Raw genomic sequence first — 26,685 nt, 5'->3', positions numbered from 1 at the left:
ACTGAGGCCGTTAAATAGTTTCAGATTTAATACCTACCTGATAAGGAGTTTCATAATGTTTGACCCCAAATATTTCGATGACCTGGCCAAAAAATTATTTGCCAGCCTCCCCTCCAGCATCCAGAACATTGAAAAAGATGTTGAAGACAAATTTAAGGAAATTTTGCAGATTGCATTCAATCGTATGGATCTAATCACCCGTGAAGAATTCGATGTACAAGCCAAAGTTTTAGGCCGCACCAGGGAAAAACTGGAAGCGCTGGAAGCTCAGGTTAATTTAATGATTAAACTTCAATCAACAGACAAAAAAGACCAGGATAACGTCTAAACTGTTTTTTGATTTGCTACAAGTCTACCTAAAGGAATAAAAATGAATCTCGCACTTAGCAAAACACGCAGTGCTATTGGTATTTATGCCAAGCCTGTTTCTGTCGAAGTCCATCTGGCCTATGGCCTGCCCAATTTTACTATAGTAGGCCTGCCAGAAACTGCAGTGAAGGAGAGTAAAGATCGGGTAAGAAGCGCCATCGTAAATAGTCAATTTGAATTCCCATGTCGTAAAATCACAGTGAATCTGGCCCCTGCAGAACTTCCGAAATCAGGCAGTGGTTTTGACTTACCCATTGCCATAGGTATTCTGGCGGCTTCAGGGCAAATTCCACCCGCCAAACTGTCCAATCATGAGTTTATCGGTGAACTGGCACTGGATGGAGGCTTACGGGGCATTAATGCTATCATTCCTGTTATTTTATCCAGCCGTCGTGATAATCGATTGATTATTATACCGGCGGATAATGCAGAAGAGGCGTCACTAATTAGTTATGAGGGCGTATTGGCATCTAACAGCCTGAGAGAAATCTGCAGTTATTTAAGCCTGGATACCCCGCTTCAAAATCTGCCGCCACCCCGCCCTACGGCTATCAGCCCTGCCATGGACTGGTCGGATATCAAGGGACAGGAACATGCCAAACAAGCCATGTTCATCGCCGCAGCAGGAGGTCATAGTGTATTATTATGCGGCTCTCCAGGCAGCGGCAAAACCATGTTGGCAAAACGATTCCATACCCTGGTTCCAGAACTCGGTGATGAACAGGCATTTGAATGCATTGCTATACATTCCATCAGCAAAAAAGCGATCGATTATCAAAGCTGGCGCTCTCCCCCTTTCCGCTCACCTCACCATACCGCATCGACGGTGGCACTGGTCGGCGGCAGCAATCCTCCCAAGCCGGGGGAAATTTCCCTGGCGCATAATGGTATATTATTTTTAGACGAGCTGCCCGAATTCAGCAGGCACGTGCTGGAAACTCTGCGTGAACCTCTTGAATCAGGCGTTATTCATATTTCCAGAGCCGCTGTTCAAACGGAATATCCTGCCAGATTTCAATTGATCGCAGCAATGAATCCATGCCCCTGCGGGCAATGGGGTAATCCAACAGCCAATTGCCTGTGCAGCCCGGAACGAATTCATCGCTATCTTGGCAAATTATCCGCCCCCTTTCTGGACCGAATTGACATGCAAATTACTGTACAGCCACTGTCCAAAGAGGAATTGCTTAGTCCTGTCAATAACGAATCAAAACAAAGTGAATATCTGAGAAATGAGGTGCAAAGCTGTCGAGAACTGCAATTGGCAAGACAGGGTTGTCTCAATGCGCACTTGAGCGCCAAAGAATGCGAAGTATACTGCGAACTGCAGCAGGAAGAGCAGCATTTTTTATCTGAAGTATTATCAAGGCTTAATTTATCGGCACGTGCCTATCATCGCCTACTGAAAGTAGCACGCACCATTGCTGATATGAAGAATAAAAGCCGGGTGGATAACAGTTCATTGAAACAGGCATTGTCGTTCAGACAAATGCTGCAGGCTCCAAAATAATGTTCCCTTTAGAACAAACTGCAGGCTGGCGAAAAGCCGGGCCTGCCATTCACTTATTTGGAGTTCATTACCGCGTCAAGCACCGCCATGCGCATAAACACGCCATTTCGTACTTGCTGCAAAATGACTGATTGCGGTCCATCTACGATGTCGCTGTCAATCTCAACACCACGATTCACCGGCCCGGGATGCATCACAATGGCGTCAGGTTTTGCCCATTTAACATGCTCAGGGGTCAGGGCAAAATAACGGCGAAATGTGCTCAGATCGAGGTTTTCATTATCCAGCAATCGTTCACGCTGTACGCGAAGACATATCACCACATCCGCATTGCTTAATCCCTCCCGCAGCGATTCTGTAGCCTGACCAAAATGCAGCGTCTGCGGTTGCCATAGCTCTGGTGCTATTAAATGAAGTTCTTTAACCCCCACGAGAGCAAATAACTTCTGCAGGGAATTCGCTACCCGCGAATGCCGCAGATTTCCGATTAAAGCGATTTTCAGTGATTGCAGATCAGGTTTATGTTCAAGGATAGTCATTAAATCCAGCATTGCCTGAGTAGGATGCTCATTCGTGCCATCGCCAGCATTAATTAAATGAACGCCTTTATCTAATATCTGCGATAATTCCTGAGGCAAAAAATTCTGGCTGTGACGAATGGTAAAAAAATTAATCCCCATTGCCGCAAGATTTCTTATGGTGTCCTCAATCACTTCCCCTTTGTTTTCTGAGGAGCGATCCAAATCAAGGTTGATTACCTGCATGGATAAATTAGCAGCAGCCACTTCAAAACTGACTCTTGTTCGAGTGCTGTTTTCATAAAATAAATTGGCCAGGCGCTGTTCAGAATACGCAGGGTAAGGGATTTTATTCTCTTTGAATGCCTTGGCACGCTTCAGCAAACGATGGATCTCAGCCGAGTTTAACTGATCGATATTGAGAAAATGATTCATATTAGTTATCCGGATATTGCAACCATTGTTCAAGAATCACACAGGCAGCAAAACTGTCAATAGGGCTGCTCTTTAGTTTACGGTATCCGCCCTGCGCAAACAACTCTGCTCTGGCTTCTACGGTTGATAATCGTTCATCTACCAGATGAACCGGCAGGGAAAAACGATTGGACAATTGATCCGCAAATTCGCGGGCTAAGGTGGTGGTGTACTGTTCACTGTTATCGATACAGGTGGGCAAACCGACAATCAGGGCTTCTGGTTTCCATTCTTTTATCGATTTCTCGACCAGACGCCAGTCAGGGATCCCCGCTTCTGCACTGAAGGTTGTCAGGGGCCGGGCTGTCAGAGTTATTTTTTGTCCTACCGCCAATCCAATGCGCTTTAAACCAAAGTCAAATCCCAAATAAATACCGCTGGGCATAAAAAAATCCAAATAGTGCTGTCTTATAAATTATACCCGGGATTTATCAGGCATGACCAGCGTCAGAAGTGAGTTGACTCATGTTGATGCCCAGAATCTTACCGGCATACTCCCATCGTTGAGAAAAAGGAACTTCATACATAATTTCGGCCTTATAAGGACATACCAGCCATACATTAGTTATCACTTCCTGTTCAAGCTGATGCTCACCCCATCCCGTATATCCCAGAGTAATTAAAGCATCTTTGGGACCAGTATCATCAGCGATTGCGCGGATAATATCATTGGAGGTAGTCACGGTCACATCATCACGCAGGGATAAACTGGAACGCCAGCCGCCGGTTGGCCGATGGATTACAAAACCTCTTTCCGGCTGCACAGGGCCTCCATATAACAAAGGCTGATAGTTTTGCTCATTGCGAAGAGGGTGAATATTCATTTGTTCAAAAACGAGCCCAAGCGGGTATTGCATGGGACGGTTAATAATTAATCCGACTGTACCGTGTTCATTATGTTCGCACACATAAATCACGGCATGCTGAAAGTTAGGATCCGTTAACGAAGGCATGGCAATTAATAGTTGATTGGCGAATGAATTATCAATTGCCATAAACCCTCTCCTTAAAAAAATATAGTTCTTAATCTCAGTATATACCATTGAGTAAAACTTGTTTTTATTTAGGAAATGAGAGTAAATCGGCGGGTTTGGAGAGACAGGCAATCTGTTCTTTTATTCGCCCGATAAAAATTTCCAGGGTTTGCGGCTCATAGGAGCAACTATCCACCAGCGGCTGCCACACGCTATGAGGCCAGGCAATATCGGTTTTAAATCGCGCAACAATATGAATATGCAACTGGCTAACTATATTCCCCAGAGCACCGATGTTTAATTTATCCGGTTCGCGAGACGCCTGTAAAACGCGGGAAAACAAATCGATCTCCTCGATAAGGACGAGTTGTTGCTTTGGAGATAACTGAGTGATTTCCTGTACGCCCTCCACTCTTGGCACTAAAAGAAGCCAGGGGAAACGGCTGTCATTTTTTACCAGTACGGTAGATAAACGGCTCTCACAAACAAATACACTGGAATTTAGTATGCGCTCGTCGATTGAAAACATAGTTCAAGCTATTTTTGGTTAGTTTATGCATTCTAAAGGATGGTGTATTAAAAGTTAATCCAGGCTTGCTGAATATGAGCATTTTTTTAAAACAGTTATTTTTTTTAGAGCAGACTCCTTATAATGTCAGGAAAATAATAAATTTTTTCATAAAAAATATTTGACAAGCATGAATTTTGAGTTATGTTGAAAAGTACCTATATTATTTATGGGTTTTCACAATTGTCATTTAAGGACGAAGGCAATTACGCTATTGGTTATGTTGTATAAATCGATATGCAGCTGCCAGTTTAAGGAGGATTTATGGCTACAGGCGAAGTTAAATGGTTTAATAATGCCAAAGGATGGGGATTTATTATGCCTGAAGGTGGTGGCGAAGATATTTTTGTACATTTTTCTGCCATTCATGGTTCAGGGTACAAAACTCTGGCTCCCGGGCAACAGGTTTCTTACGATTTGGAAAAAGGCGAGCGTGGTCTGCATGCGTCTAATGTCATTGCATTAAGTGAACCAGTTGAAGAATTGGCTTAGGCTGATATAGCTTACCGCCTTTTATTACCATGTACCGCTTTAAATATCTGGATTAACGCGAATACATCATTTAAAAAGCGTTGCTCCTGAACCGATTCGAGTTGAGGGATATCCTCAGCCCGAACGGCTCAAACGTCTGAATCATCGCTAGCAGCTGCGCACTTAGTTAAAGTGGTTCTACCAGTAAAACCGTATTATCCTGAACAGCAATGATTTTAACGCGAGCTCCTGCGGCTAACTCAGGCCCGGTTACAAACCAGTAGGCGTCATTTAAATAGATTTTACCTCGACCATTTTCAATAGCCTGACTCAGAATAGCGGTTCGCCCTATTAGTGCGTCCAAGGGGCGATTAATCAGTGGCGGCGGTGAAACCTGTGAGCGATATTTAAGCACTCTCCACCATCCTATGGCGAATAAAACGCAGAACAGGGAGAACCAAATCAGTTGCCATTGCCAGTATAAGCCGGCTGCTAACGCGAGGATCCCAGTTAACGCAGCAGCCATTCCAAGTGCAACCAGTAATCCTGCAGCCCCCAAGGTTTCAGCAATCATTAAGATCAGGGCCAATGCGAACCAATGCCAATATACTAACCAGCTCATTATCATCTCACTAATTCGATTTAGTCTTAACGTTATTCATCAATTCGCTGATTCCGCCAAGCGCTCCGATTATTCCAGTTGCTTCAACGGGTAATAATACCATCTTACTGTTTTGAGCATTTCCTATCGATTTAAGCGCATCGACATATTTCTCGGCGATAAAATAATTAATCGCATTGATATCACCTTGCGCTATCGCTTCAGACACCATACGCGTCGCATTAGCATCAGCCTGCGCGGTGCGTTCACGCGCCTCAGCCTCCAGGAATGCTTCCTGACGAGCCGCTTCTGCCCGCAAAATCTGCCCCTGTTTATCCCCTTCAGCGCGCAGTATTTCTGCTTGTCTATCCCCTTCGGCAGCGAGAATTGAAGCCCTTTTTTCACGCTCGGCTTTCATTTGATTCGCCATTGCATCCACCAGATCCTGGGGCGGTCGAATATCACGAATTTCAATTCGGGTCACCTTTACCCCCCAGGGAGTAGTTGCCTGATCAACCACATGCATTAGCCGGCTATTGATTTCATCCCGATGGCTAAGCATACCGTCCAATTCCAGAGATCCCAGAACGGTACGTATATTGGTCATGGTTAAATTGCGGATGGCATGTTCCAGATTATCGACCTGATAAGCGGATTTTGCCGTATCCACCACCTGAAAAAAACAGACTGCGTCGATAGTCACCATCGCATTATCAGACGAAATGATTTCCTGCGGAGGAATCTCAAGGACTCGTTCCCTCATATTTACTTTATAGGTAACCCGATCAATAAATGGAACAATTAATCCCAACCCTGGTGACAGAGTGTGGGTGTAGCGTCCAAACCGCTCCACAGTCCACTCTTCTGATTGAGGAACCACTTTCACACCAGAAAGAACAAAAGCAACTGCAAAAATAACCAGTAAACCCAATGTAATTAAGGATTCCACGATATGCTCCAAATAATGAGAACTAAGAGTCTTATTCCATTCACATTTTAATCATACACCAGAATATTGCAAAAGTGGTTTTTTATGCTATAGAAGAATCTATACAATACTGTTTAGGAGCAGGGAATGAGCAATAGACGATTTGCTGAACGCCTGAATAAAGAACTGGATGGTATCGGGGTTCCTCTTAGAGACGATGAGCGGATTGAAGTATTTTCTAAGCTCTTGAAAATTCCCAGATATCAGGCAGAGGCTTTTTTAAACGGAATAGTCATTCCCACAGCTAAAATACTGGATCGTTTAGCCGATGAACTGGAGGTTAACCCGGATTGGCTCATCGGTAAAAGTGATAACCGAAAGAGAGAAACCCGGGCCTCCTAACCTGTTTGCAGAGATTAGAAACTCGCCCGTCTCTGCAGACCAGCAGATTGCTCTTCCACCACCTCACACATAGCAGAACATTTCGCCAGACGTACAGCGAGGCTGACGCTATGCGCTGAAGAACTTAATAATTGATTATCGAAAGCCTTGCCTGCAAGCGCCTTTATTTCCTCAACCGACTCTGCATTATTAATGCTATGCATGAGCAGCCTGGTATATTCAGCTTTTGTTGCCGTCAGCTCGGAATTTCTAAAGAAACGAGTAATCAGAGACGCCGAAAACTCACCCTCTTTTAAGGAACCTCTCGAAAGCAGATAACGGGTTAACTCTCTGATGCAGCTTTCTTTAAGATTATCGAGACTTAATTCTCTTTCAACTAATAAAATATTTTTCGCTTTATTAACTGCTTCGGACAATCTGTCTTTGGTTTTTAAAGAAACTGCAGGCAAACGCCGGGAGGGATGAGTAGAGATGCTGGCTCGATAATCGATTATCTCCGCCGCCAGTTCAACCCGTGAGTTAACGCCCACATTGCGTTGAGCATCATAGCCGGCAGCCAATGCCTTTATTAAATTGGGTTTGTTTTTTAAAAATCCGGCGTCAAAAATGTCAGGCCGATTGTTCTTGATAAACAATAAGGCTTTGACTGTTTCTATTGTTTGTGGAAAGACCCAACTATTTATCCGAAACCAATTGTCATGAAGAACCTCCGCATCCCCCCAATAGTTCTGGCTTGCTATACTGCTTCGTCTTGTTTTATTTCCCAGGCGAACTTCATGCCTTTTCTCAAGCTCCAGACAAAGCCCTACATCCACACAAACGACATGACCGCTTTTCGTTGTCACAAAATTCTTGCGTCCAGCCGCGTCAATGACAATACGGCCAGTTCGTGAAAAAATATCAATTAAAGCGCCAACCATTTCCTCATCGGTAGATTGTCTGCCTTTAATGTAAGGACAAATCCATCCAGGGCCATACTGTTCGGTACGAACAACACGGGCGGGGGGTTTGATATGAGAGTTTATTTCATTCCACAGCCTTACTGAACGTTCTGGGAGGTCTGTCTCATAGCACTTTTTTTGAATTTTCAAGACCTCTCCTTTCTCGACATTCACATAAGTGGTATTAAAACTACCTCCACCTAATTTTTTCCAAGGCATTTTGAGACCTGTAAGCAAAAACAATTTGCTCAATTTTACATCATTGTTTATTTATAATAAACACATTTAATTGTTTTTTTTTAAGATTGTTATACTGCGGTCAAGCCGCAGTATAAGGAAAGGAAGGCCACCTATCCCTGAAAGCGTTGATTTAAGCCTTTGGGTCTGGCATTTTTTTCTATGTACTGAATGATCTTTCCCGCGATATTAATATGGGTCGCCTTTTCAACTCCCTCCAATCCTGGGGAAGAGTTGATTTCGAGCACCAGCGGTCCATGGTTCGAACGGATTAAATCGACACCGGCTACTTTGAGACCCATCGCTTTTGCCGCTCCTATCGCAATGGCTCGCTCCTGTGGGGATAAGGCAACTTTTTGCGCTTTACCCCCCTGGTGAACATTGGCGCGAAACTCACCCTCTTTTGCCTGTCGTTTAACTGCGGCAACGACTTTATCCCCTATGACAAAGCACCGGATGTCCGTTCCTTTGGATTCCTGAATAAATTCCTGCACCAGAATATTGGCCGACATTTCCTTAAATGCATTAATAATGCTAACTGCTGATTGATGGCTGTCTGCTAGAATAACGCCTTTGCCCTGTGTTCCCTCAAGTAATTTAATGACCAGGGGAGCTCCTCCGACCATACGAATTAAATCTTCTGTATCATCCGGTGACTGTGCAAAACTGGTCAATGGCATCGGGATCCCTTTTCGAGCCAATATCTGCAGGGAGCGGAATTTGTCCCGGGAGCGAGAAATCGCTATCGATTCGTTTAAGGTATACATCCCCATAGTTTCCATATGCCGCAAGACTGCAGTGCCGTAGTAAGTAATTGACGCACCAATACGTGGGATCACCGCGTCATACTTGGGCAAGGGCTCACCGCCGCGATAATGCACTTTAGGGCTTGAAGCCGCAACATTCATATAGCAGTACAGTGGATTGATAATATTGACTTCATGTCCAGCAGCTTCACCGGCTTCCTTTAATCGTTGGTGAGAATATAAATGGGGATTGGTCGCCAAGATCGCAATTTTCATGAAGATAATTATTCCCAATTGTTTTTATTGTATCCAAAAATCTATTTATTCTCTGAGCCAGTCACAGGACTGAGTCTGCTTTGTCTCATGAGAAAAGTATAGACGACAAGTAAGGGCTTGTTGGCTCGTTATTCATACGAAATTATTGTGTTCCGGTACTCCATCTCTCAAAGACAATGCCATAGAGAGCTGGATGCCTGATAAGCATACAGGCTCAGGCTTCACAGAGTATACAATCTATTTCAGATATGACAGGAAAACGAGTAGTTAAGCAACACCCTAAAATTTTTAACCAACCAGAAGCTGATAATCTTTTGCCAGTAAATCAGCTCGATGAGGAGTGGTGAAAAATGCACTCAATTCCCCCTGGGGATTGAATAGCATGACAGCACCGCTGTGCTGTACATCATAGTTCTCTGAATTTGTTGAGATCTTTTTCTCATAGGCAATACCCATTTCCATTGCCATCTTTTTCACAGTCGCCTGCTCCCCTCTTGCGCCATAAAAATGAGGATTGAAAGCGATCACATAATTTTTCAGTTTTTCAAGATCATCTCTTTCCGGATCTACAGAAATCATAACAACATGCGGTAAAGGCTTCACCCGCTGTTCTTCAAGGATACTGTACATTTTAGCCAACTCAGCCATCGTAGTGGGACAAACGTATCCGCAGTTAGTAAAACCAAAAAATATCATTGTCCATTGTCCCTGCAGACTCTTATTATCAAAGGATTTCTCATCAACCCCTGTCAGACTGAATTGTTCGATATCACGAGGTTTCTGTAATAAGGTGCCATGAAATTGCGAAGGGTCAATTTCTTTATTCCAATGCATATGTTGCGCGACGAACAAACCGGTAAACATGGCTGCTATAGCTAAAAGCACCGTGACCGTCAGGGTAATTTTTTTATTTTGATTTGCCATTTTTTCCTCTTACACGTAATGGTCAATTAACAAAAAGACAAACAGTAACATTAAATACACAATAGAGAATCGAAAGGTACGCAAGGCAATAACCGGCTCATCACTTCGATACAAGCGCCAGGTCCAGTGTAAAAATCGAAGTCCCAAAATCACCGCACCAGCCAGATAAATTAAACCGCTCATCCCTACAAGGACTGGAAGCATGGTGACCACCAGCAGCAGAATAGTATACAGAACAATATTGAGCTTGGTAAAAGCAATACCATGGGTTACCGGCAGCATTGGGATTTCTGCATGACGATAATCTTCAAATCGATAAATAGCCAGCGCCCAGAAATGAGGCGGAGTCCAGGTAAAAATAATTAATACCAGCAAAAGGGCATTGGGATCAAGGTGATTGGTAATTGCCGTCCATCCCAGTAAAGGGGGTGATGCACCCGCAAGGCCGCCGATCACAATATTTTGCGGAGTAGCCCGTTTCAGATAACCAGTGTAAATTCCGGCATAACCAATAAGCGTCACAAAGGTTAGCACTGCAGTAAGCGTATTGATCCATAGAGAAAGCAAGGTCAGACCTGTAACACCCAAAAACAAGGCAAAACTAATCGCCTGTTTAATCGAAATGCGGCCCCGAGCCACCGGACGTTTTTTGGTTCTTGCCATTAAGGCGTCAATACGTTTATCAACCAGATGGTTGATTGCTGCGGCACTACTGGCGGCACAGCCGACTCCTACGAGTGTAATGCACAAGGTAGATAAGGGTATCCAACCCGGCGCTGCCAGATACATGCCCACCATAACGGTTAACAGCATTAACAACACCACCCGCGGCTTGCAAAGCTCCAGATAATCTCGCCAGGATGCTGACGTCAGGCAGGCCTCATTTTGCATCACAGCGCTCCTCCCGAGAGAAATAAAACATGGTAAACAGGCTGGCCAATAGCATGGCAGCCATCCCATTGTGGGCAACTGCTGACCATAATGGAAGCAGATACAAGACATTGATAATACCAAGGCATAGCTGAACACCAAGCAGGATGAGCACAAAAACCGCCATTCCACGCAAGGATTTGCTCGCAGATCTCAGCAATATAAGTCCAGAAAGACCCAATAAATAAAGAGTGGTAATCAAAGCGCCCAGGCGATGAATCCCTTGAATAGATGCTCTGACTTCGCTATCGAGAAGGCCGCCCTGATAATTTTCGCCAACGGGTGAAAACAGATTAAACCCCTGGGAAAGCTTTATAGCCGGTAACCATTCGCCATTACACTGTGGAAAACCAATACAGGCAATCCCTGCATAGTTGGCACTTACCCAACCGCCCAGAGCGATCTGGAAAAATACGATGAATGCCCCCAGGGCAATCCAGAAACCCCATGAAGGTTTTGAAGCCTCTCTTCTGGCTGTCATCTGCAAACGAAGACGAACAAGACAGGAAAAAATTAATATACCTCCCAGTAAATGGGCCATCACCACCACAGGTAGTAACTTAAGCGTCACTGTCCACATACCTAACGCGGCCTGAAACAAGACAAGCAGCATGAGTAGAAAAGGCAAACGGGCAAAAGGTCTCCGTTCTTTCAATGTCCGAAATACCGAAACTCCTCCTACAGCAAAGATTAACAGGGCCAGCGTACCCGCTGCATAGCGGTGCGCCATCTCCGTCCAGGCTTTACGGGATTCGATAGGATTATCCGGGTAGGTCTTTTGTGCTTTGCCCAACGCCTTGGTATCTGACGGTAGAACCATGTGTCCATAACATCCTGGCCAGTCGGGGCAGCCAAGGCCTGCATTAGTCAGGCGGGTATAAGCGCCCAGCATCACGACCAGCAAGGACAATATGACAGCAATACTCAAAGCCCAGCGCATCCAGTTTGTATAAATAGTATCAAGCACTCTGTTTACCCGCATTTAATAAATGTTTTAAATCTTTATAAATATCTGCCGGCTTGGCGGCTGGTGAATAGGATAAAATCAGGAATTTGTCAGGATTGGCAATATACACCTGTGCTGACGACGGAAGCTTGCTGGCTGACAGGTTTTGATAATGCATATCCTGCTCCTGCAATAGCTGAGCAACCTCTGGAGATAATTTGACACCAGGAGGAAGGATAAGCACCTCTTCCACTTCATATAAATGCCTTCCAAGCGCTAAACGAATACGTCCTAATTTATCGAGCTGTGACAAACAGGCTTGTTCACAAACGCCGGGATTCCAGAATACCAGCTGCCATTTATTTTTTGGATTAGCAAGCTCCACAGAAACAGCAGGCACTAGCAAATTGCCCTTATTAATCGCCTGCGCGCGGAGCCATTGCGGATGAGTAAAAAAAAGATAGGCCGCAACACCAGGAGCGATGAACAGAAGCGCTAAAAGATACAGGACCAGATTTTTCGATTTAACAGTATTAGTCATTGATTTTTTTCAAATTCGAGCCAATAAAAACCACCAGGGCAATAAAAGCCAGGGCAAACCATTGCAAGGCATAGGCATAGTGACGTTGCGGCGACATTGTAACAGTGGGCCACTCACGGGTAAAACCATTAACGTCATCTTTATTGAGGCGAATAATAAACGGATAGACGGATTTATGCAAAAGATTACTGATTAATTTCACGTCAATGCGTTCAACTATGGTAATACTATCGCTTTTTATTTCAGCTTCCTGTCCTAAAACCCATGATTTAGTGGAAGGAAAATAGGCTCGACCGCTTAAATGAGGTGCTGACTGCAGAGGAGGCAATACCGGAATATGGCTGCGATCACCTGCGATCCAGCCTCTGTCAATTAATAGCAAATGACCGTCAGCAAGCAAATAGGGGGAAAGCACATTATATCCCGGCTGGTGCTCGAAAAACTGATTATCCAGAAGAAAAACGGATGACAAATACCGGCCTTTTACCTTAATCGATTGATACTGCTTGGGATAGGGCATTCCGGCAACCCATTCAACGGGAGGCAATTGAGTCTCTCTGGCTTCGGCAGTAAGGATCAACTGTTTTTCTTCTGCGCGATGCAGCTGCCAGAACCCCAAAGTGATAAGCAGGATAATAGCCAATACAGCCAGTACAAGGATACGTCCGCCGGACGTGAAACGATGATTAAAACAAGTTACACTCAGCATTTTTGGAATCATGAAAAAGCACTGAGGAGATTATACCAAATGTTCACCAAAGCAATCATCCTAATTGTGATGCTAATTATTCTATTCGCACTGGGAAGCGGTTTGATTTTTCTGATTAAGGATAAAGGTTCAACTAATCGCACAGTCAAAGCCTTAAGCTGGCGAATAGGCTTGTCACTCGCGCTGTTTCTCTTTCTTTTGCTCGCCTTTAGTATGGGCTGGATTCAGCCGCATGCAGTGTGATACATTTCAGTTGATTAACCGGCAAATAGTACTGCCATTAAGTTATGCTCTATTGTATGTTAAATATACTGTCCTCCCCGCGAAGGCGGGGATCCATCTCTGTGCTCGCTATAATGCCAACTGAGGTATGGATTCCCGCATTCGCGGGAATGACAAAATTTTCGTAGCTTCATAGCAGTGCAGGCAAGGAGACGCTCGTGTTTTGGAATCAGGATGAAGAAAGACTCATCAGGGATTATCAGGAAGAAGGGGTAGTCTGTATCCGGCAATTATTAAATCCAAGGCAGATAGCTCTCCTGACTGAAGGTATTGAACATAATTTGCAGCAATTGAGCCATCGCGCCAAAGTAGCCAGCCGCCCGGATGATCCAGGCTGCTTTGTTGAGGATTTCTGCACCTGGCAAACCAATCCCTTTTACCAGGAACTTATTTTTAATTCCCATTTGGGGGAGATAGCCGCTAAATTAACTGATAGCCGCCACATACGCTTGTATCATGATCACTTACTGGTTAAAGAAGCGGCTACGCGTCAGTCAACACCCTGGCATCAGGATCAGCCTTATTATAATATCGAAGGCTTACAGAATTGCAGCATGTGGATTCCGGTTGACCCTGTCAGCCAGCATGCTGCCTTGCGTTTTGTATCGCATTCACACCGCGGGCCCTGGCTAATGCCCCGTTCATTTATGGATAAGCAGGCCAAATGGTTTCCTGAGGGATCGCTTGGTGAGCTGCCTGATATTGAGCAGAATCCACAGCATTACGAGATTAAATCCTGGTCTATGCAGCCTGGCGATGTGATTTGCTTTCATATGCTAAGTCTGCATTCCTCACGAGGTGCTGACACTGGGCAAAGACGCAGAGCATTCTCTCTTCGCTTTTTAGGGGATGACATTATCCATGCCCCACGTCCCTGGATTACTTCACCTGATTTTCCTGGGCTGACGGAAGACCTGGCAGCCGGGGCGCCTATGTGCCATCCTTTATTTCCAGTGATCTGGAAAGCTGATTGACCAGCAGATATTTAGTCCTATTATTCAAAAGGAAAGGAATTTAACATGTATACTTTATATTCAGCCCGTACGCCAAACGGCATAAAACCAACCATTATGCTTGAAGAGCTGGAAGTGCCCTACTCTGTTAAAATGATTGATATTATGAGCGGTGAACAGTTCAAACCGGAATTTTTGATCATTTCGCCGAATAATAAAATTCCCGTCATCTATGATAGTGAACAGGATTTTTTTCTTTTTGAAAGCGTTGCTATTCTTCAATATCTGGCTGAAAAAAATGAACGATTTTTACCAACTCATCTCAAAGCCAAATTTCAGGTCATGCAGTGGTGCTATTTTCAGGCAGCCCACATTGGTCCCATGTTTGGGCAATACGGTCATTTCCACCGCTATGCTCCAGAGCAAGTCCTTTATGCGCAAGAGCGCTATGCCAATGAAGTATTACGATTGATGGGCGTTATGGAAAAGCAGCTGGCCAGCAATCCCTTTATTAGCGGAAACGAGTATACCATCGCTGATATGGCAATATGGCCCTGGCTTTATTGTTATGAAGAATTTTATCAGGCACATATTGATGAAACACAATTCCCAGCACTAATTCGCTGGTATCGTCAGATTGCTGAGCGTCCTGCGGTGATGAGAGCACTTGACTCCTATGAGTAACCGCTTCAAAAAGGGTTGACAAGCTAAGAGGATACAAGCCAGAGAATTTTATCAGGCAGAATATACTATAATTAAGTGTCTCAACCTCAAGGATAAGCAACGTGCTTTGGATATATATTATTGTTGCTTTTGTCGCTGCCCTTTTGATGGTATTCCTTTGTATTTTCGCCATTAAAAGGCCTTCAAACAGTGTCGCTTTGTGGGTAGCCATTCTAACTATTTCCCTTCTGATAGCCGCCCTTTTTGTTTATGGAATTCCTTATTACCGAGCCTCTGAATTTGAAAATTACATGAGACAGACTTATCCGGTAATGAGCCTGATTGAACAGCAATCGCCTACGGAATTTCGTGCCTACATGGATGAGGCTCAGCATGCCATTCGGCATTCAAAAGGCCAGAAAGTAGTTGCAGTGTATACGGGTGAATTCATCAACTCCCAGCTATCAAAATACATCGGAAGGGCAAGTAATCTGTCTATCTATGAGTATACGGTAACGACATTGAATTGTTACCATAGTCTATATAAAACAAATCCGCCGCTGGTTATCGATATGGAATTTGCCAGTTTTTTTCCCAATCGTATCAATTTTGATAACCTGGAAAAAGGCACTGAAGTTTGCGGTGATACGATTACAATCGCCAAACTCAATATCATCGAATCTGCAATAAGAAATCCCTCCCCTCCAATCACTCAGGAGGAAATTGTTGCCGCGCAAGTGAATCTGAGAGAAATTTTTGCGCAATTAGCAGCTAAATATGGTGAAGCAGCAATAGAAGAGACATTTACCAAACCTTACGATGCTCTGGATAAACCTCAAATCGCTAACATTATTATTGAATTTTATGAGAAAGTCATTTTGAAAGGACAGGACAATACCGGCATCCTTTTAAAATATTTGCTGACTCAAAAAATTACCAATGAATAGTAGGATTTCAACCCTGGATTGAGCACCTGTTCTAGATGCCCTTCTGCGCTTTAATTGCCGCTCTTAGCCTTTTAGCATCCTGAGGAGCACATGCTTTTTCATCATTATCAAAATAACAATAGACAGGCTTATTTTCCTTTTGCCATTCCAGTATTTTCCTGGCACATCCCTGGATTGCGTCTTCTGAGTAAGCACCAGTATAAGGGGTTATCTCCGGTCCGTGCATACGAATATAAATAAAATCACCGGTTACGATACTCGGAGTTTGATATTGTTTATGATCATAAAAACAAAGGCTCATACGCTGAGACGCCAAGAGTTCATAAAGGGAGTCACAAAACCAGCTTTTTGAGCGGAATTCAAAGGTATAACGTAAATCTTTTGGCAAATAATCAATAAATTTCTTAAGTCGAGGTATATCAATATGCCAATAGGGCGGAAATTGAAAAAGAATGGGCCCCAGTTTATGTTCAAAATAACGAAACGCAGTTAATAAGCGATCAACACTTTCTTCGGCATCTTCCAGCTTTTTCATATGGGTAATATAACGATTCGCCTTGCAGGAAAAGACGAACTCCTCTGGCGTTTGCTCCACCCATTTTTTTACATTATTCTCTTTAGGAAGCTGATAAAAACTATTATTGAGTTCCACTGAATCGAAGATTTTAGTGTAGTAAGGCAAGACATCAGGTGATTTGATTTTGTCAGGATAAAAATTGCCAATCCAGCCTTCATAACTCCAGCCTGAGGTACCAATGTAACAGCCATTTTGCTTATCCATAGCAGCCTTTAATTAAAGGAATCCTTCTAAATTATGGCAAAATTATGCTGGCTCTGCATAAACTTCTTCTTGGCCCAGGATGTCTTTGGCTTCAGCAGTATCACTTGAACCCTTTGATCAATTTTTAACAAGCTTCTTAAAAGACCAAAAATTTACTGACTCACTAATTCCCAGTATGCCCAAATTGATTACTGTTAATTGATAGAGGGCTTGTAAGTAAACTTCACAGTTCTCTAATTCATCGGTAGAAAATGCCTCCCCCTGCTCAACTAATTTCTGCATGACTAATTTTAATTGAGTCTGCGTTTCTGAGACTTTAGACGAATTCGCTCCTTCATAAAGACTCCCCACTGCCTCTGTAAGTTGCTTTAGATCAACGTTTAATTGACTGGCAGTCGAGATGGCTTCCTGTTGGTTTACTGTTTCCTGAATATGGCTCAACGTGGCCTGCATCATCACTAATTTATCGTATTCATCATGAATAGCCTGCAACTGAGGCAGCTTTTTCTCGTTGGTCTGACCTTCAACCTCCAAGTTTTCAAGCACACCTCTTGTTAACCAAAATTGATTCACCAGATCAAAAGGGCGTCTCATCTTATATTCAGACATCAGTATCTGCATGCAATTATGAATCAAGTGGCGCTTCAATTTGGCAATTTGCCTGAGCAGAATATGCCAGAGGTCGGTACGCCAAAGCACATTTGCGACTAAAAAGCTGGCAGCAATCCCTATAAAAATTCCGCCAAGGCGCTCTAGTGGCGGCGTTAAACTGGTCGGCGGCCCGCCTTCCTGGGCGATGGTAATTACCAAAGCCAGATTGGCCTGTAATCCGATGTAAGCATCAGCAGGCCATTTGAATGAAAAATAACTGAATGCCCACACCCCCGCAAGAATCAAAATAATAAAATTATAAAGATTAAACGAAAAATAAGCTAAACTGCCTAAAGCAAGTCCGCCGCCTAACAGGCAACCTAATACCCGATGCAGACTGACACTTTTCATTTCAAACAGGCTTTTACGCACTGATATAACAATACTGCTGATAATACCATTTAAACCGCCTGGCCAATTGCTGATTAACCAGAAGATCAAGGCCAGAGTTGCAGATAATCCTGCTTTAATCGAATGCAAAATGACATCCGGATCGTTCTTTAACTGCTCCTGATGAGAAATAAAATTCGGCTTTATTTTCCCCTTTTTTTCTTTCCCAAGCAGAACAGACTGGATATTATCCAGCATGGTATTTAGCTGTCTGAAATAATGGGCAATTGCAAGATAGTTTTGAGATTGCTCAGGATGCAGGGACGTTAACCGGCCAATCGTTTTCCTGTAATTGTTGACGAGCGCTGTGGTCTGCAAGGCAGATTTGGCCTCTGGATTTTTTTGATCACCAAGAATAGTTTTTATCTTTTTTAAATCATTTCGTATAGCCTCAAAAATTCTTTCCAAAGTCAGTTGATCAGCAAAAACGACATTTTCAGGGGTAATAAAAAAATGGTTTCTCACATAATAACTGTTCATCCGAATAAACGATTGGAACGACTCCAGCAATAAACGGTATTGATCCAGCTTTATCCGCTCAAAACCAATCTCGCGGCGCATAAAACCAAGCATTTCCATGCCTTGACGCAATTTCTTTTTGACAAGCAGATTATTTTTCTGGATTCCCGAAACCATATCCATATTCTGATCCTGCAGTGCTGAAGCAATTTCTGCAATGAGACTATCCATACTGGTGAAAATAGTATTCACACTTTTATTCATTGCATCCTGGATAGTGTTTGGGAAAAGAAAAAAAGCAGCGATCGCGGATACTAGTACGCCCAACCCAATTTCGGCCGGACGCCAGATGGCCACCTGAAACGCTTCTCCCGGAGAAAAGGCCAGTTCGGAAATAACTATAAAAGCACTGATCGCCAGCAACAGAAAAGCATAGGCATAGCGACTCAGATTATAATAATAAACGGCAATGGCGATGAGAAAAAATCCAGCCAGCAAATAGAGAAAAAAACTGTTCGCAATAAAACCTGACATGAAATAACCAAGCCATGCCCCAATTATAGTGCCGGCGATTCGCATAATCGCTTTATCGATAATATTTCCAGTATACACATTGGCGAGAATTACAACAGTCATGCCTGCCCAGTAAGGCTTATCCAGATGCAGGGCAAAAGCAATTAAAATAGCAATCAGAGTCGATATTGCAGTCCTTATTGCCGCACGGTTTTCAAGGGTTTTCAGAAGGAAGGGAGGGATCACTTCTTCTCCGGATAGGTGATCGTTGTCGCACTGGCGCCAATACGTAAAGGATACTCTTTACTCACGTCATCGATAACGATACGTACTGGAAAACGTTGGGCAATTTTAATCCAGTCTTCGGTCGCTTCCAGATATGCGAGTGTGGATGGAGCCACTTGTCCTGACTGTACGCGATTAATTCCCCAGCCGATACTCTCCACATGGCCGTGAAAGGTCTTTCCAGGATACATATCAAGATAAATTTTTGCCTTGTCACCTGGTTTAATCAGGCGGATTGCTGTTTCGCGGTAACGGGTTACAATCCACCAGTAACTGGTGTCAACCAGCGCAAATAAGCCTTCACCGGTATGAATGTATTGCCCTTGGCGCAAATTGAAATTGGTAATATAACCATCAGTAGGCGCAACGATCGTGGTGTGATCATAAAGGTATTGCGCTTTGTGCACTTCAGCCAGTGCGGCTTTGATTTCACTATTATCAAAATTTTGCTGGGCAATCCTGAGTTTCTGCATGGCAGCCAGCACAATAGCCTGCTGTTCGCTTATCTTCGCCTCCGTATTAATCAGCTGTATTTCAGCCAAATCGCCCTGCTTTTGCAGTTTTTGATAACGACTTAAATGATCCTGACTGAGAGCAAGCATGGATTTGCTTTGCCGTAATTCTTCTTCTGCAACCTGGATACCCAGTTTTTCATTCGCGTATCTGATTTTGGCCATATTATATTGAGCCTTGGCTTTATTTAATGCATACAGATAGGGCCTGGGGTCGATAGTAATCAGCTTGTCTCCTTTTTTTACCTGCTGATTTTCTACAACATAAATTTCGCTGATCGGGCCTGAAACCAAAGCAGCCATATTGATAACATTAGCCGAGACGTAGGCATCGTTTGAGCGTGTATCATAATAGGCAAAATAACGATAACCCGCGACAGCCAGGACGATTAGGCTGATGGTGATGACATGAGGCCAGTATTGAAATGCCGACAATCGCTCGCGGAAGGTCAAAGCTATTTTCCCTGATAACAAAACATATAATATACTGAAATTCCGAGAGTTTGTTAACAAGCTCAGCGCTTGGGAACCACAATATCGGGTGCATCTTCCGCTTTTTGAGGAACTGATTTAGTCAGCGGAGAATCGGAATAAACCTGCGGGAATAAATTATAAATACTTTCCATTGAGGCTCGATCAAGACTCGATGTGTTATTGGGATTAAGGCAGGAATAGCAGAGCCAGTTCTTTTCTATTTTAAAATAAGTACTGGGATCATGAAACATACCCCAATCGGCTTTATGATCTCTGGAAATCAGTGTGGGTAAGTCACTGGCCAGATAGCAGGCTTCCAGGGCTGGATCGCAGATCACCTCATCATTAATTATCACGATAAAATGCTTGAGTAATGACAGCAATTCCAGAGGCATAGTCTTGTTAATATCAGCTACGCGGCTAGTGATTAATCGGTTTAGAATAAACTGAAAAGCGCAAAGCGCCTGATGCTTGCTGTTGCAAGCGCCTGTTTGCTTCATTGCAATATAAGAGGCCTTTATTTTATCCAGAGTCGATCCGTTGCCATTTAGAATTGTCTCTATCTGCTCCTCGCTTAATTTCGCTTCCTCACTCTCTGGAGCATGGGTTGGCAGTGATTTAACGTATTGAAGTGCTTCCATTGCTAATGTTTTAGGAAAAGAACTGGGAACAGGATTCATTTCTGGGGATTTTATGAACTCAGAGATCGGCGATAAAGGAGGCATGGCATCTCAATACAGTCCTTGATAATTTTAATATAGCTCAGATTCGGGAATAAAATTCTGAAGAAAAAAAATTTTTATATCGCTGCTTAATAACTGGATTAATGAGCTGGATAGACTAAAATGACAAATTCGCTGCCATTAAATTGAAAATCACCGATCACTTCCATTCCCAGTTTTTTATGTGCATTCACTGAGCGAGGATTACTTTTAGAAACCAGAACAGTCAGCATGTCTATCTCGGGATGCGCTTGTTTTAAATACTGGCTCATGTGTTCAAATAATCCGGACATGACATTTTTGCCTCGATGCGTTTTGGCAATACAAACAGGTCCGTACACACAAGTCTGATAATCGGCAAGAGATTTTCCCTGATATTTCAAACGATTGAATTGATCAATCATTGCCTGCACTAACGGAACATTTTTATTATAATTCAGAGTGCTGGCACACTGATAGGCACAAACCGCTTTATCCTCAATCCCCACAATAATGCCTAAATCAGCATCCATTTCCTTAAACTGTTCAGCTGTAAATCCTGCTGACAGGAATCCATCCTGCAAATCAGAAGCCAGATTAACAGCCAGATTCTCATTTTGCAGTTCGACCATTTTCTCGAAATCAGCCGCTTCGGGATTGCGATATTCCATAAGTATTATCCGCTGGATTGTTTTTTTTAGCTTAGCAGAAAAATGTCCAGGCATTGCCAGATAAAGGTTAAAATTCTATTGTTTATGCAAATTGGCTTGCAGAAGATCTCTAATCTCGACTAATAACTTTTCTTCGTTACTGATTTTCTCAGGTTCTGCCTCTTTTTTTTCCTGCAATAAATTGATGAATTTAACCGCCACAAAAATGGCAAAAGCAATGATTGTAAAATCGATAATGGTTTGTAAAAAAGCACCCCATTTAACTACAGCAGCACCGATTTTAAAAGATTTGGCAGTAATGTTAACACCCCCCAGAAGCAAGCCGATTAAAGGCATCACAATACCGTCCACCAGGGAGGAAACAATCTTGCCAAACGCAGCACCAATGATCACTGCCACTGCCAGATCGACCACATTACCGCGCATGGCAAACTGTTTAAATTCACTTAAGAAGCTCATCATCAAATCCTTATGATTATTTCCAGCCGCAATAAATCTTTTAAGGCAAATTGCATCGCGAAGCTTAATCTGATGCAATTTGCTACTCATTTATATTTTATGTATTTGGATCACTTACTCTGGATTTTCCCCAGTCCTCCAGCAAAACGGCTATCTCTGCGAGACGGCTATCCAAATCGTCAGGAGCAGGGCCGCCGCCCTGTGCCATATCCTCGCGGCCGCCGCCTTTACCACAGAGCATTTTCACCAGAACGGCTGCAGAAGGCGCCTGACCGACTAATGATTTTGTAATCCCGGCAATGACATTTATTTTCGCATTATCAACGGTGTACAATACAATAATCGCTCGTTCATTTGATGATTTCAGTTGATCGAGTGTTGTCCGCATTGATTGATTATCTGCTCCATTCAATTGCTTGATCAGCACCGCAGTGTCCGCGATAGTCTGCATTTCTTTCTGCAAATCGCCTCCTGACTTGGCTGCCAGTTTAGTCTGCATTCGACTCAGCTCTTTTTCCTGCAGTTTAAAATCGTTCAGGAACTGACTTAATTTTTCAGCCGCAGTGCCGGCACTTGTCTTTAATTTCGCAGCCATTTCATCCAGCAGAGCAAGCTGTTGGTTTATCCAATCCAGTGCGTAAGCGCCAGTTACCATTTCAATCCGCCGGACACCACTGGCAATCCCATATTCAGCCACTATTTTAAATACACCAATATCACCTGTACGCTCTGCGTGCGTACCACCGCAAAGCTCCATAGAGAAATCCCCTACAGATAATACTCTTACTTCATCACTGTATTTTTCACCAAACAGGGCGACAGCCCCGCTTTTTTTAGCCTCTTCCAGATTCATTATGCGAGTCAGTACTTCTTCATTCGCACGGATACGATCATTTACCAGTTCTTCCAGTGCACGCAGTTGCTGAGAACTTAATGCCTCAAAATGAGAGAAGTCAAAGCGCGCGCGTTCTGCATCAACCAGGGAGCCTTTCTGTTGTACATGAGGCCCGATTAGTTGTTTTAATGCGGCATGCAACAAGTGAGTCGCTGTATGATTAAGTCGAATGGCTGCGCGGCGTCTGGCATCAATCTGGGCGGCAGCTGTTTGTCCCAGTTTAATTTCACCTTCCAGCACTTCGCCATAATGAACTATGGCCTGGCCAGTACGCTGGGTATCCTCAACCTGAAAAACCCCATGACTGGTAACTAACTGCCCTTTATCACCAACCTGTCCGCCGCTTTCAGCATAGAACGGGGTATGCTCAAGAATAATGGCTCCCCTCTCACCCTGTGCCAGCTGATTGACTCGTTTATTATCCATTAATAAAACGGTAATGGCACTCGACATGCTATCCATCTCATAACCATGAAAATGGCTTGTTTCCTCAACCTGGCAGGCTGAAGAATAATCAGCGGAAAATTGACTGGCTGATTGCGATAACTCACGCTGTTGCTGCATGCACTGGTTAAACCCATCAAGATCAACCGTTAAATTTTGCTCGCGAGCGATATCCTGAGTTAAATCGAGGGGAAACCCGTAGGTATCATAGAGTTTAAACACGATTTCGCCTGGAATTATTGCAGAATCCAAAGTTTGAATTTGCTCCTGTAAAAGCCTTAAACCTTGTTCCAGAGTACGAATAAACTGATTTTCTTCCTGCGTCAGAATCCGCTCAATCTGCAGCCTTGCTTCCAATAGTTCCGGATAGGCATCGCCCATTACGTGGCCTAAGGGCTCAACAAGACGGCTGAAGAAAGGCGATGGCAAACCTAATTTATTACCATGCCGAATAGCTCGCCGGATAATGCGCCTTAGCACATAGCCTCGTCCTTCATTACTGGGAGAGACGCCATCGGCTATTAAAAACGCACAGGCGCGGATATGATCTGCAATCACTCGCAAAGACGGATGCTTCGGATCAATTCCGGGAGACATTTCCAATATAGAGCGAATCAGGAGTTGAAAACTGTCAATATCGTAATTGTTATGAACGCCTTGCACGACAGCGGCAATTCGCTCCAATCCCATCCCCGTATCTACTGAAGGCTGAGGTAAGGGATGCAACTTGCCTTCCTTATCCCGATTGTACTGCATAAATACCAGGTTCCAGATCTCAATATAGCGATCACCATCCGCATCAGGACTCCCTGGAGGTCCCCCGGCTATCTCCGGGCCATGATCATAAAAAATTTCGGTGCAAGGACCACAGGGTCCTGTATCCCCCATCGACCAGAAGTTATCTTTGTCGCCGCAGCGAGAAAAGCGCTCGGCAGAAACCTTCATTTCCTTTAGCCAGATATCAGCCGCTTCATCATCCTGTTCGTAGACAGTAACCCATAATTTTTCGGGCGGTAAACGCAGGACGTCTGTTAGAAATCCCCAGGCAAAGCGAATCGCCTCACGCTTGAAATAATCGCCGAAACTAAAATTACCCAGCATTTCAAAAAAAGTATGATGTCTGGCAGTATATCCTACATTTTCCAAATCATTATGCTTCCCACCGGCGCGCACACAACGTTGGGCGCTTACTGCACGGCTGTAGGCTCGCGGCTCAATTCCTAAAAAGGTTTCTTTAAACTGAACCATCCCGGCATTGGTAAATAATAAGGTAGGGTCATTTCCGGGAATCAGCGGGCTTGACTCCACAAATTGATGGCCATTGTCGATAAAATAATCAAAAAATGCTTGTCTAATTTCTGAACTTTTCATAATTCACAACTTCTTGTTAAGATTATCAGAATAGATTGAGTCTCCCTGCGAAACGAAGTAACTCAATCTCATAGTCTCCGATCTATTGTTTAAATAGTTTATTAATTATCTCAAAAGAAAAACCACGATTTTGCAAAAAACGCTGTTGTTTCTGCCGAGCAACAAAATCCTGCTCCTCTATTTGCCTGAATTTCTTTTGTATCACTTCCCTGGCGAGAGTTTCCCAGGACAGATTCTGCTCATTGATTATTTCCAGTATAAGATCTTTTGCCAGACCTTTGAGCTGCAGTTCCTGTATAATTCGCTGCGGACCATATCCTTGCCCGATGCGCTGACGACAGAATGAAGCAATGAACCGTTCATCACTTTGATAATTAAGCTGCTGGCATTTGTCCACAGCATTTTCAATATCAAGCCTTTCAAATCCCTTGTGAGCCAATTTTTGAGCCAATTCATTTGCCCCGTGCTCTCGCCTGGCCAGCAAGCGAAGAGCACTGTCAAAGGCTTTACTCATCCATCATCTCTATATCTTCTTCCATCACCGCCGCCGGCATTTTTTTCTCCAGCAACTCGGCGCGAATTAACCGCTCCAGCTCTACTGCTACTTCAGGATGTTCTTTTAGATAAACCCGGACATTATCTTTCCCTTGTCCAATTTTTTCCTGCTTGTAACTATACCAGGCGCCTGCTTTTTCAATCAGTCCCAGCTGGGTTCCCAGATTAATAATCTCACTCTCGCGGGAAATCCCTTCATTATAAAGAATATCAAAATCAGTGGTTCTAAATGGCGGCGCGACCTTGTTTTTAACCACTTTAACACGGGTTTCGCTACCCAATACCTCTTCGCCTTTTTTAATGGAGCCAGTACGGCGAATGTCCAAACGAACTGAGGCATAAAACTTGAGCGCATTACCGCCTGTGGTTGTTTCAGGATTACCAAACATCACTCCAATTTTCATACGGATCTGATTGATAAAAATCACCAGCGTATTAGAGCGCTTGATATTGGCTGTTAATTTACGCAAAGCCTGCGACATCAGTCGAGCCTGCAAACCCACATGAGTATCACCCATTTCCCCTTCAATTTCTGCTTTGGGAGTTAAGGCAGCGACAGAATCCACCACAATAACATCCACTGCAGCTGAGCGAACCAGCATATCCGTAATTTCAAGTGCCTGCTCACCAGTATCCGGCTGCGAAACCAGCAGATCATCTACATTGACGCCGAGCTTAGCCGCATAACCAGGATCCAGAGCATGTTCCGCGTCCACAAATGCTGCAGTTCCCCCCGCTTTCTGGCATTCAGCGATAACCTGCAGAGTTAATGTGGTTTTACCAGAGGATTCAGGTCCATAGATTTCTACGATTCGCCCCTTGGGCAAACCGCCAATGCCTAAGGCAATGTCCAATCCCAGAGAGCCGGTTGAGATCGCCTCGATATCGCGCTCGGCAGGGTTATCTCCCATGCGCATGACTGAACCTTTCCCAAATTGTCTTTCTATTTGTGCCAGAGCAGCACTTAGTGCTTTTTGCTTGTTGTTATCCATCGTATTATCCAAAGTATGCAAAGCGCAAATTATCACATAGATATGGATAGGCAGCAAAATTTTTATGAGCCTGAGCGTAATTATCAGGCTGATAAAGACAGTTTATTGAGTAGAAAGCAACGTCAGAATTCCTGCCAGGGCTTTTCTGCAGGCGCGCGTTCGTATCTGATGTCGGGAACAGTTGCTGAAATGACAATGTTCGGTACGCACAATATTCCGGGTTCGGGATGCATATCCAAACCAGACTGTACCAACAGGTTTTTCAATACTTCCTCCCTCGGGTCCGGCAATACCGGTAATTGAAAGAGAAATGCTTGCCTTGCTATGTTGCAAAGCGCCCAGCGCCATGGCTTCGGCGACCTGTTGACTAACAGCCCCATATTGCTCAATAAGCAGGGCATCAACACCCAGCATCTCTTGCTTGGAAAGATTACTGTAGCAAACAAAACCCCGCTCAAACCACTGCGAACTGCCAGGAATTTCCGTGAGTTCGCTGGCGACTAGCCCTCCAGTACAGGACTCTGCAGTAGCAATAGAATGGCCTTTTGCTAAAAAAAGTTCTTTTAATTGATAGAGTAGTGCTTCCATAGGTCACAAATAAAAAAAGCCCCTTTTCAGGGGC

31 protein-coding genes are annotated in these 26,685 nt (G+C 43.9%); 8 read left to right on the top strand and 23 right to left on the bottom strand.

Features of this window, described 5'->3' with window-relative positions:
- Positions 1 to 55 precede the first annotated feature (55 nt).
- Positions 56 to 328: an accessory factor UbiK family protein gene (locus E1O89_RS00765; RefSeq protein ID WP_133138504.1), complete on the top strand. Its 273-nt coding sequence runs from the start codon at positions 56 to 58 to the stop codon at positions 326 to 328.
- A 42-nt stretch (positions 329 to 370) separates the two neighbouring features.
- A complete protein-coding gene (locus E1O89_RS00760) occupies positions 371 to 1,879 on the top strand; it encodes a YifB family Mg chelatase-like AAA ATPase (RefSeq protein ID WP_133138503.1) in 1,509 nt (502 codons plus the stop codon).
- A gap of 53 nt (positions 1,880 to 1,932) precedes the next feature.
- On the opposite strand, the gene E1O89_RS00755 is transcribed toward E1O89_RS00760, so the two are convergent.
- The 4 genes from E1O89_RS00755 to E1O89_RS00740 all read right to left on the bottom strand — a co-directional run bounded on the left by E1O89_RS00755 (position 1,933) and on the right by E1O89_RS00740 (position 4,374).
- Complete coding sequence (locus E1O89_RS00755) at positions 1,933 to 2,832, bottom strand: aspartate carbamoyltransferase catalytic subunit (RefSeq protein WP_133138502.1); 900 nt, start codon at positions 2,830 to 2,832, stop codon at positions 1,933 to 1,935.
- A 1-nt stretch (position 2,833) separates the two neighbouring features.
- Positions 2,834 to 3,256 carry a Holliday junction resolvase RuvX gene (gene ruvX / locus E1O89_RS00750; RefSeq protein WP_133138501.1) on the bottom strand — a complete coding sequence of 141 codons (423 nt, stop codon included), beginning with the start codon at positions 3,254 to 3,256 and terminating at the stop codon, positions 2,834 to 2,836.
- Between the two features lie 46 nt (positions 3,257 to 3,302).
- Positions 3,303 to 3,866, bottom strand: a complete 564-nt coding sequence (locus tag E1O89_RS00745; protein ID WP_058508943.1) for a YqgE/AlgH family protein — start codon at positions 3,864 to 3,866, stop codon at positions 3,303 to 3,305.
- A 64-nt stretch (positions 3,867 to 3,930) separates the two neighbouring features.
- A complete protein-coding gene (locus E1O89_RS00740) occupies positions 3,931 to 4,374 on the bottom strand; it encodes an HIT domain-containing protein (RefSeq protein ID WP_133138500.1) in 444 nt (147 codons plus the stop codon).
- A gap of 303 nt (positions 4,375 to 4,677) precedes the next feature.
- Between E1O89_RS00740 and E1O89_RS00735 the strand changes: the two genes are divergently transcribed.
- Complete coding sequence (locus E1O89_RS00735) at positions 4,678 to 4,905, top strand: cold-shock protein (RefSeq protein ID WP_133138499.1); 228 nt, start codon at positions 4,678 to 4,680, stop codon at positions 4,903 to 4,905.
- Between the two features lie 166 nt (positions 4,906 to 5,071).
- Here the strand turns inward: E1O89_RS00735 and E1O89_RS00730 are convergent, their stop codons facing one another.
- Positions 5,072 to 5,506 carry an NfeD family protein gene (locus E1O89_RS00730; RefSeq protein WP_165483023.1) on the bottom strand — a complete coding sequence of 145 codons (435 nt, stop codon included), beginning with the start codon at positions 5,504 to 5,506 and terminating at the stop codon, positions 5,072 to 5,074.
- 10 nt (positions 5,507 to 5,516) lie between these two features.
- Positions 5,517 to 6,434 carry an SPFH domain-containing protein gene (locus E1O89_RS00725; protein ID WP_172458273.1) on the bottom strand — a complete coding sequence of 306 codons (918 nt, stop codon included), beginning with the start codon at positions 6,432 to 6,434 and terminating at the stop codon, positions 5,517 to 5,519.
- Positions 6,435 to 6,560: 126 nt separating this feature from the next.
- Here E1O89_RS00725 and E1O89_RS00720 point away from each other — a divergent pair, with 126 nt between their 5' ends.
- Positions 6,561 to 6,815, top strand: coding sequence for a hypothetical protein (locus E1O89_RS00720; protein ID WP_112219853.1), 255 nt, complete (start codon positions 6,561 to 6,563; stop codon positions 6,813 to 6,815).
- 14 nt (positions 6,816 to 6,829) lie between these two features.
- On the opposite strand, the gene E1O89_RS00715 is transcribed toward E1O89_RS00720, so the two are convergent.
- From E1O89_RS00715 to E1O89_RS00685, 7 genes are all read right to left on the bottom strand, one after another.
- Entirely contained in the window at positions 6,830 to 7,975 is a 1,146-nt protein-coding gene (locus E1O89_RS00715) for a hypothetical protein (protein ID WP_133138497.1), read from the bottom strand.
- A 131-nt stretch (positions 7,976 to 8,106) separates the two neighbouring features.
- Complete coding sequence (gene rimK / locus E1O89_RS00710; RefSeq protein ID WP_133138496.1) at positions 8,107 to 9,015, bottom strand: 30S ribosomal protein S6--L-glutamate ligase; 909 nt, start codon at positions 9,013 to 9,015, stop codon at positions 8,107 to 8,109.
- Between the two features lie 288 nt (positions 9,016 to 9,303).
- The gene (locus tag E1O89_RS00705; RefSeq protein ID WP_133138495.1) at positions 9,304 to 9,939 is read right to left on the bottom strand and encodes an SCO family protein; all 636 of its coding nucleotides are present in this window, start codon (positions 9,937 to 9,939) and stop codon (positions 9,304 to 9,306) included.
- 9 nt (positions 9,940 to 9,948) lie between these two features.
- Positions 9,949 to 10,830, bottom strand: coding sequence for a heme o synthase (cyoE, locus tag E1O89_RS00700; protein WP_133138494.1), 882 nt, complete (start codon positions 10,828 to 10,830; stop codon positions 9,949 to 9,951).
- On the bottom strand, positions 10,820 to 11,824 hold the full coding sequence (locus E1O89_RS00695) for a COX15/CtaA family protein (protein WP_187347024.1): 1,005 nt from the start codon (positions 11,822 to 11,824) through the stop codon (positions 10,820 to 10,822). The genes cyoE and E1O89_RS00695 overlap by 11 nt, the downstream gene beginning before the upstream one ends.
- A 4-nt stretch (positions 11,825 to 11,828) precedes the next feature.
- Positions 11,829 to 12,356, bottom strand: a complete 528-nt coding sequence (locus E1O89_RS00690; RefSeq protein ID WP_133138492.1) for a hypothetical protein — start codon at positions 12,354 to 12,356, stop codon at positions 11,829 to 11,831.
- Entirely contained in the window at positions 12,349 to 13,065 is a 717-nt protein-coding gene (locus E1O89_RS00685) for an SURF1 family protein (RefSeq protein WP_133138491.1), read from the bottom strand. Before E1O89_RS00685 ends, E1O89_RS00690 begins: the two co-directional genes overlap by 8 nt.
- A 39-nt stretch (positions 13,066 to 13,104) precedes the next feature.
- Here E1O89_RS00685 and E1O89_RS00680 point away from each other — a divergent pair, with 39 nt between their 5' ends.
- The 4 genes from E1O89_RS00680 (at position 13,105) to E1O89_RS00665 (ending at position 15,910) form a co-directional block, all read left to right on the top strand.
- Positions 13,105 to 13,308 (top strand): twin transmembrane helix small protein, encoded by a 204-nt coding sequence (locus E1O89_RS00680; RefSeq protein WP_112219847.1) that lies wholly within the window; start codon positions 13,105 to 13,107, stop codon positions 13,306 to 13,308.
- Positions 13,309 to 13,505: 197 nt separating this feature from the next.
- Positions 13,506 to 14,321 (top strand): phytanoyl-CoA dioxygenase family protein, encoded by an 816-nt coding sequence (locus tag E1O89_RS00675; RefSeq protein WP_133138490.1) that lies wholly within the window; start codon positions 13,506 to 13,508, stop codon positions 14,319 to 14,321.
- Positions 14,322 to 14,366: 45 nt separating this feature from the next.
- On the top strand, positions 14,367 to 14,984 hold the full coding sequence (locus E1O89_RS00670) for a glutathione S-transferase C-terminal domain-containing protein (RefSeq protein ID WP_112219846.1): 618 nt from the start codon (positions 14,367 to 14,369) through the stop codon (positions 14,982 to 14,984).
- 101 nt (positions 14,985 to 15,085) lie between these two features.
- Positions 15,086 to 15,910, top strand: coding sequence for a hypothetical protein (locus tag E1O89_RS00665; protein WP_133138489.1), 825 nt, complete (start codon positions 15,086 to 15,088; stop codon positions 15,908 to 15,910).
- A 31-nt stretch (positions 15,911 to 15,941) separates the two neighbouring features.
- On the opposite strand, the gene E1O89_RS00660 is transcribed toward E1O89_RS00665, so the two are convergent.
- From E1O89_RS00660 to E1O89_RS00615, 10 genes are all read right to left on the bottom strand, one after another.
- A complete protein-coding gene (locus E1O89_RS00660) occupies positions 15,942 to 16,691 on the bottom strand; it encodes a DUF72 domain-containing protein (protein ID WP_133138488.1) in 750 nt (249 codons plus the stop codon).
- Positions 16,692 to 16,808: 117 nt separating this feature from the next.
- Entirely contained in the window at positions 16,809 to 18,950 is a 2,142-nt protein-coding gene (locus E1O89_RS00655; RefSeq protein ID WP_133138487.1) for an FUSC family protein, read from the bottom strand.
- Entirely contained in the window at positions 18,947 to 19,954 is a 1,008-nt protein-coding gene (locus E1O89_RS00650) for an HlyD family secretion protein (protein WP_262337355.1), read from the bottom strand. Before E1O89_RS00650 ends, E1O89_RS00655 begins: the two co-directional genes overlap by 4 nt.
- A 62-nt stretch (positions 19,955 to 20,016) precedes the next feature.
- Positions 20,017 to 20,700, bottom strand: coding sequence for a hypothetical protein (locus E1O89_RS00645; RefSeq protein WP_133138486.1), 684 nt, complete (start codon positions 20,698 to 20,700; stop codon positions 20,017 to 20,019).
- Between the two features lie 98 nt (positions 20,701 to 20,798).
- Positions 20,799 to 21,347 carry a GNAT family N-acetyltransferase gene (locus E1O89_RS00640; protein WP_165483022.1) on the bottom strand — a complete coding sequence of 183 codons (549 nt, stop codon included), beginning with the start codon at positions 21,345 to 21,347 and terminating at the stop codon, positions 20,799 to 20,801.
- A 75-nt stretch (positions 21,348 to 21,422) separates the two neighbouring features.
- Positions 21,423 to 21,806: a large-conductance mechanosensitive channel protein MscL gene (mscL, locus tag E1O89_RS00635; RefSeq protein ID WP_133138739.1), complete on the bottom strand. Its 384-nt coding sequence runs from the start codon at positions 21,804 to 21,806 to the stop codon at positions 21,423 to 21,425.
- A gap of 97 nt (positions 21,807 to 21,903) precedes the next feature.
- Positions 21,904 to 24,516, bottom strand: coding sequence for an alanine--tRNA ligase (alaS, locus tag E1O89_RS00630; RefSeq protein WP_133138484.1), 2,613 nt, complete (start codon positions 24,514 to 24,516; stop codon positions 21,904 to 21,906).
- An 82-nt stretch (positions 24,517 to 24,598) separates the two neighbouring features.
- The gene (recX, locus tag E1O89_RS00625) at positions 24,599 to 25,030 is read right to left on the bottom strand and encodes a recombination regulator RecX (RefSeq protein ID WP_112219839.1); all 432 of its coding nucleotides are present in this window, start codon (positions 25,028 to 25,030) and stop codon (positions 24,599 to 24,601) included.
- Complete coding sequence (recA, locus tag E1O89_RS00620; protein WP_133138483.1) at positions 25,023 to 26,063, bottom strand: recombinase RecA; 1,041 nt, start codon at positions 26,061 to 26,063, stop codon at positions 25,023 to 25,025. The genes recX and recA overlap by 8 nt, the downstream gene beginning before the upstream one ends.
- Before the next feature lie 102 nt (positions 26,064 to 26,165).
- Positions 26,166 to 26,651, bottom strand: a complete 486-nt coding sequence (locus E1O89_RS00615) for a CinA family protein (RefSeq protein ID WP_133138482.1) — start codon at positions 26,649 to 26,651, stop codon at positions 26,166 to 26,168.
- Between the last annotated feature and the right edge of the window lie 34 nt (positions 26,652 to 26,685).

Origin of the sequence: Legionella genomosp. 1, assembly GCF_900640215.1 — a bacterium.
In the GTDB taxonomy this organism is placed as follows: domain Bacteria; phylum Pseudomonadota; class Gammaproteobacteria; order Legionellales; family Legionellaceae; genus Legionella_C; species Legionella_C quinlivanii_A.
The sequence above is the reverse complement of the archived record's forward strand: the minus strand, read 5'-3'. Positions and strand labels throughout refer to the sequence as shown.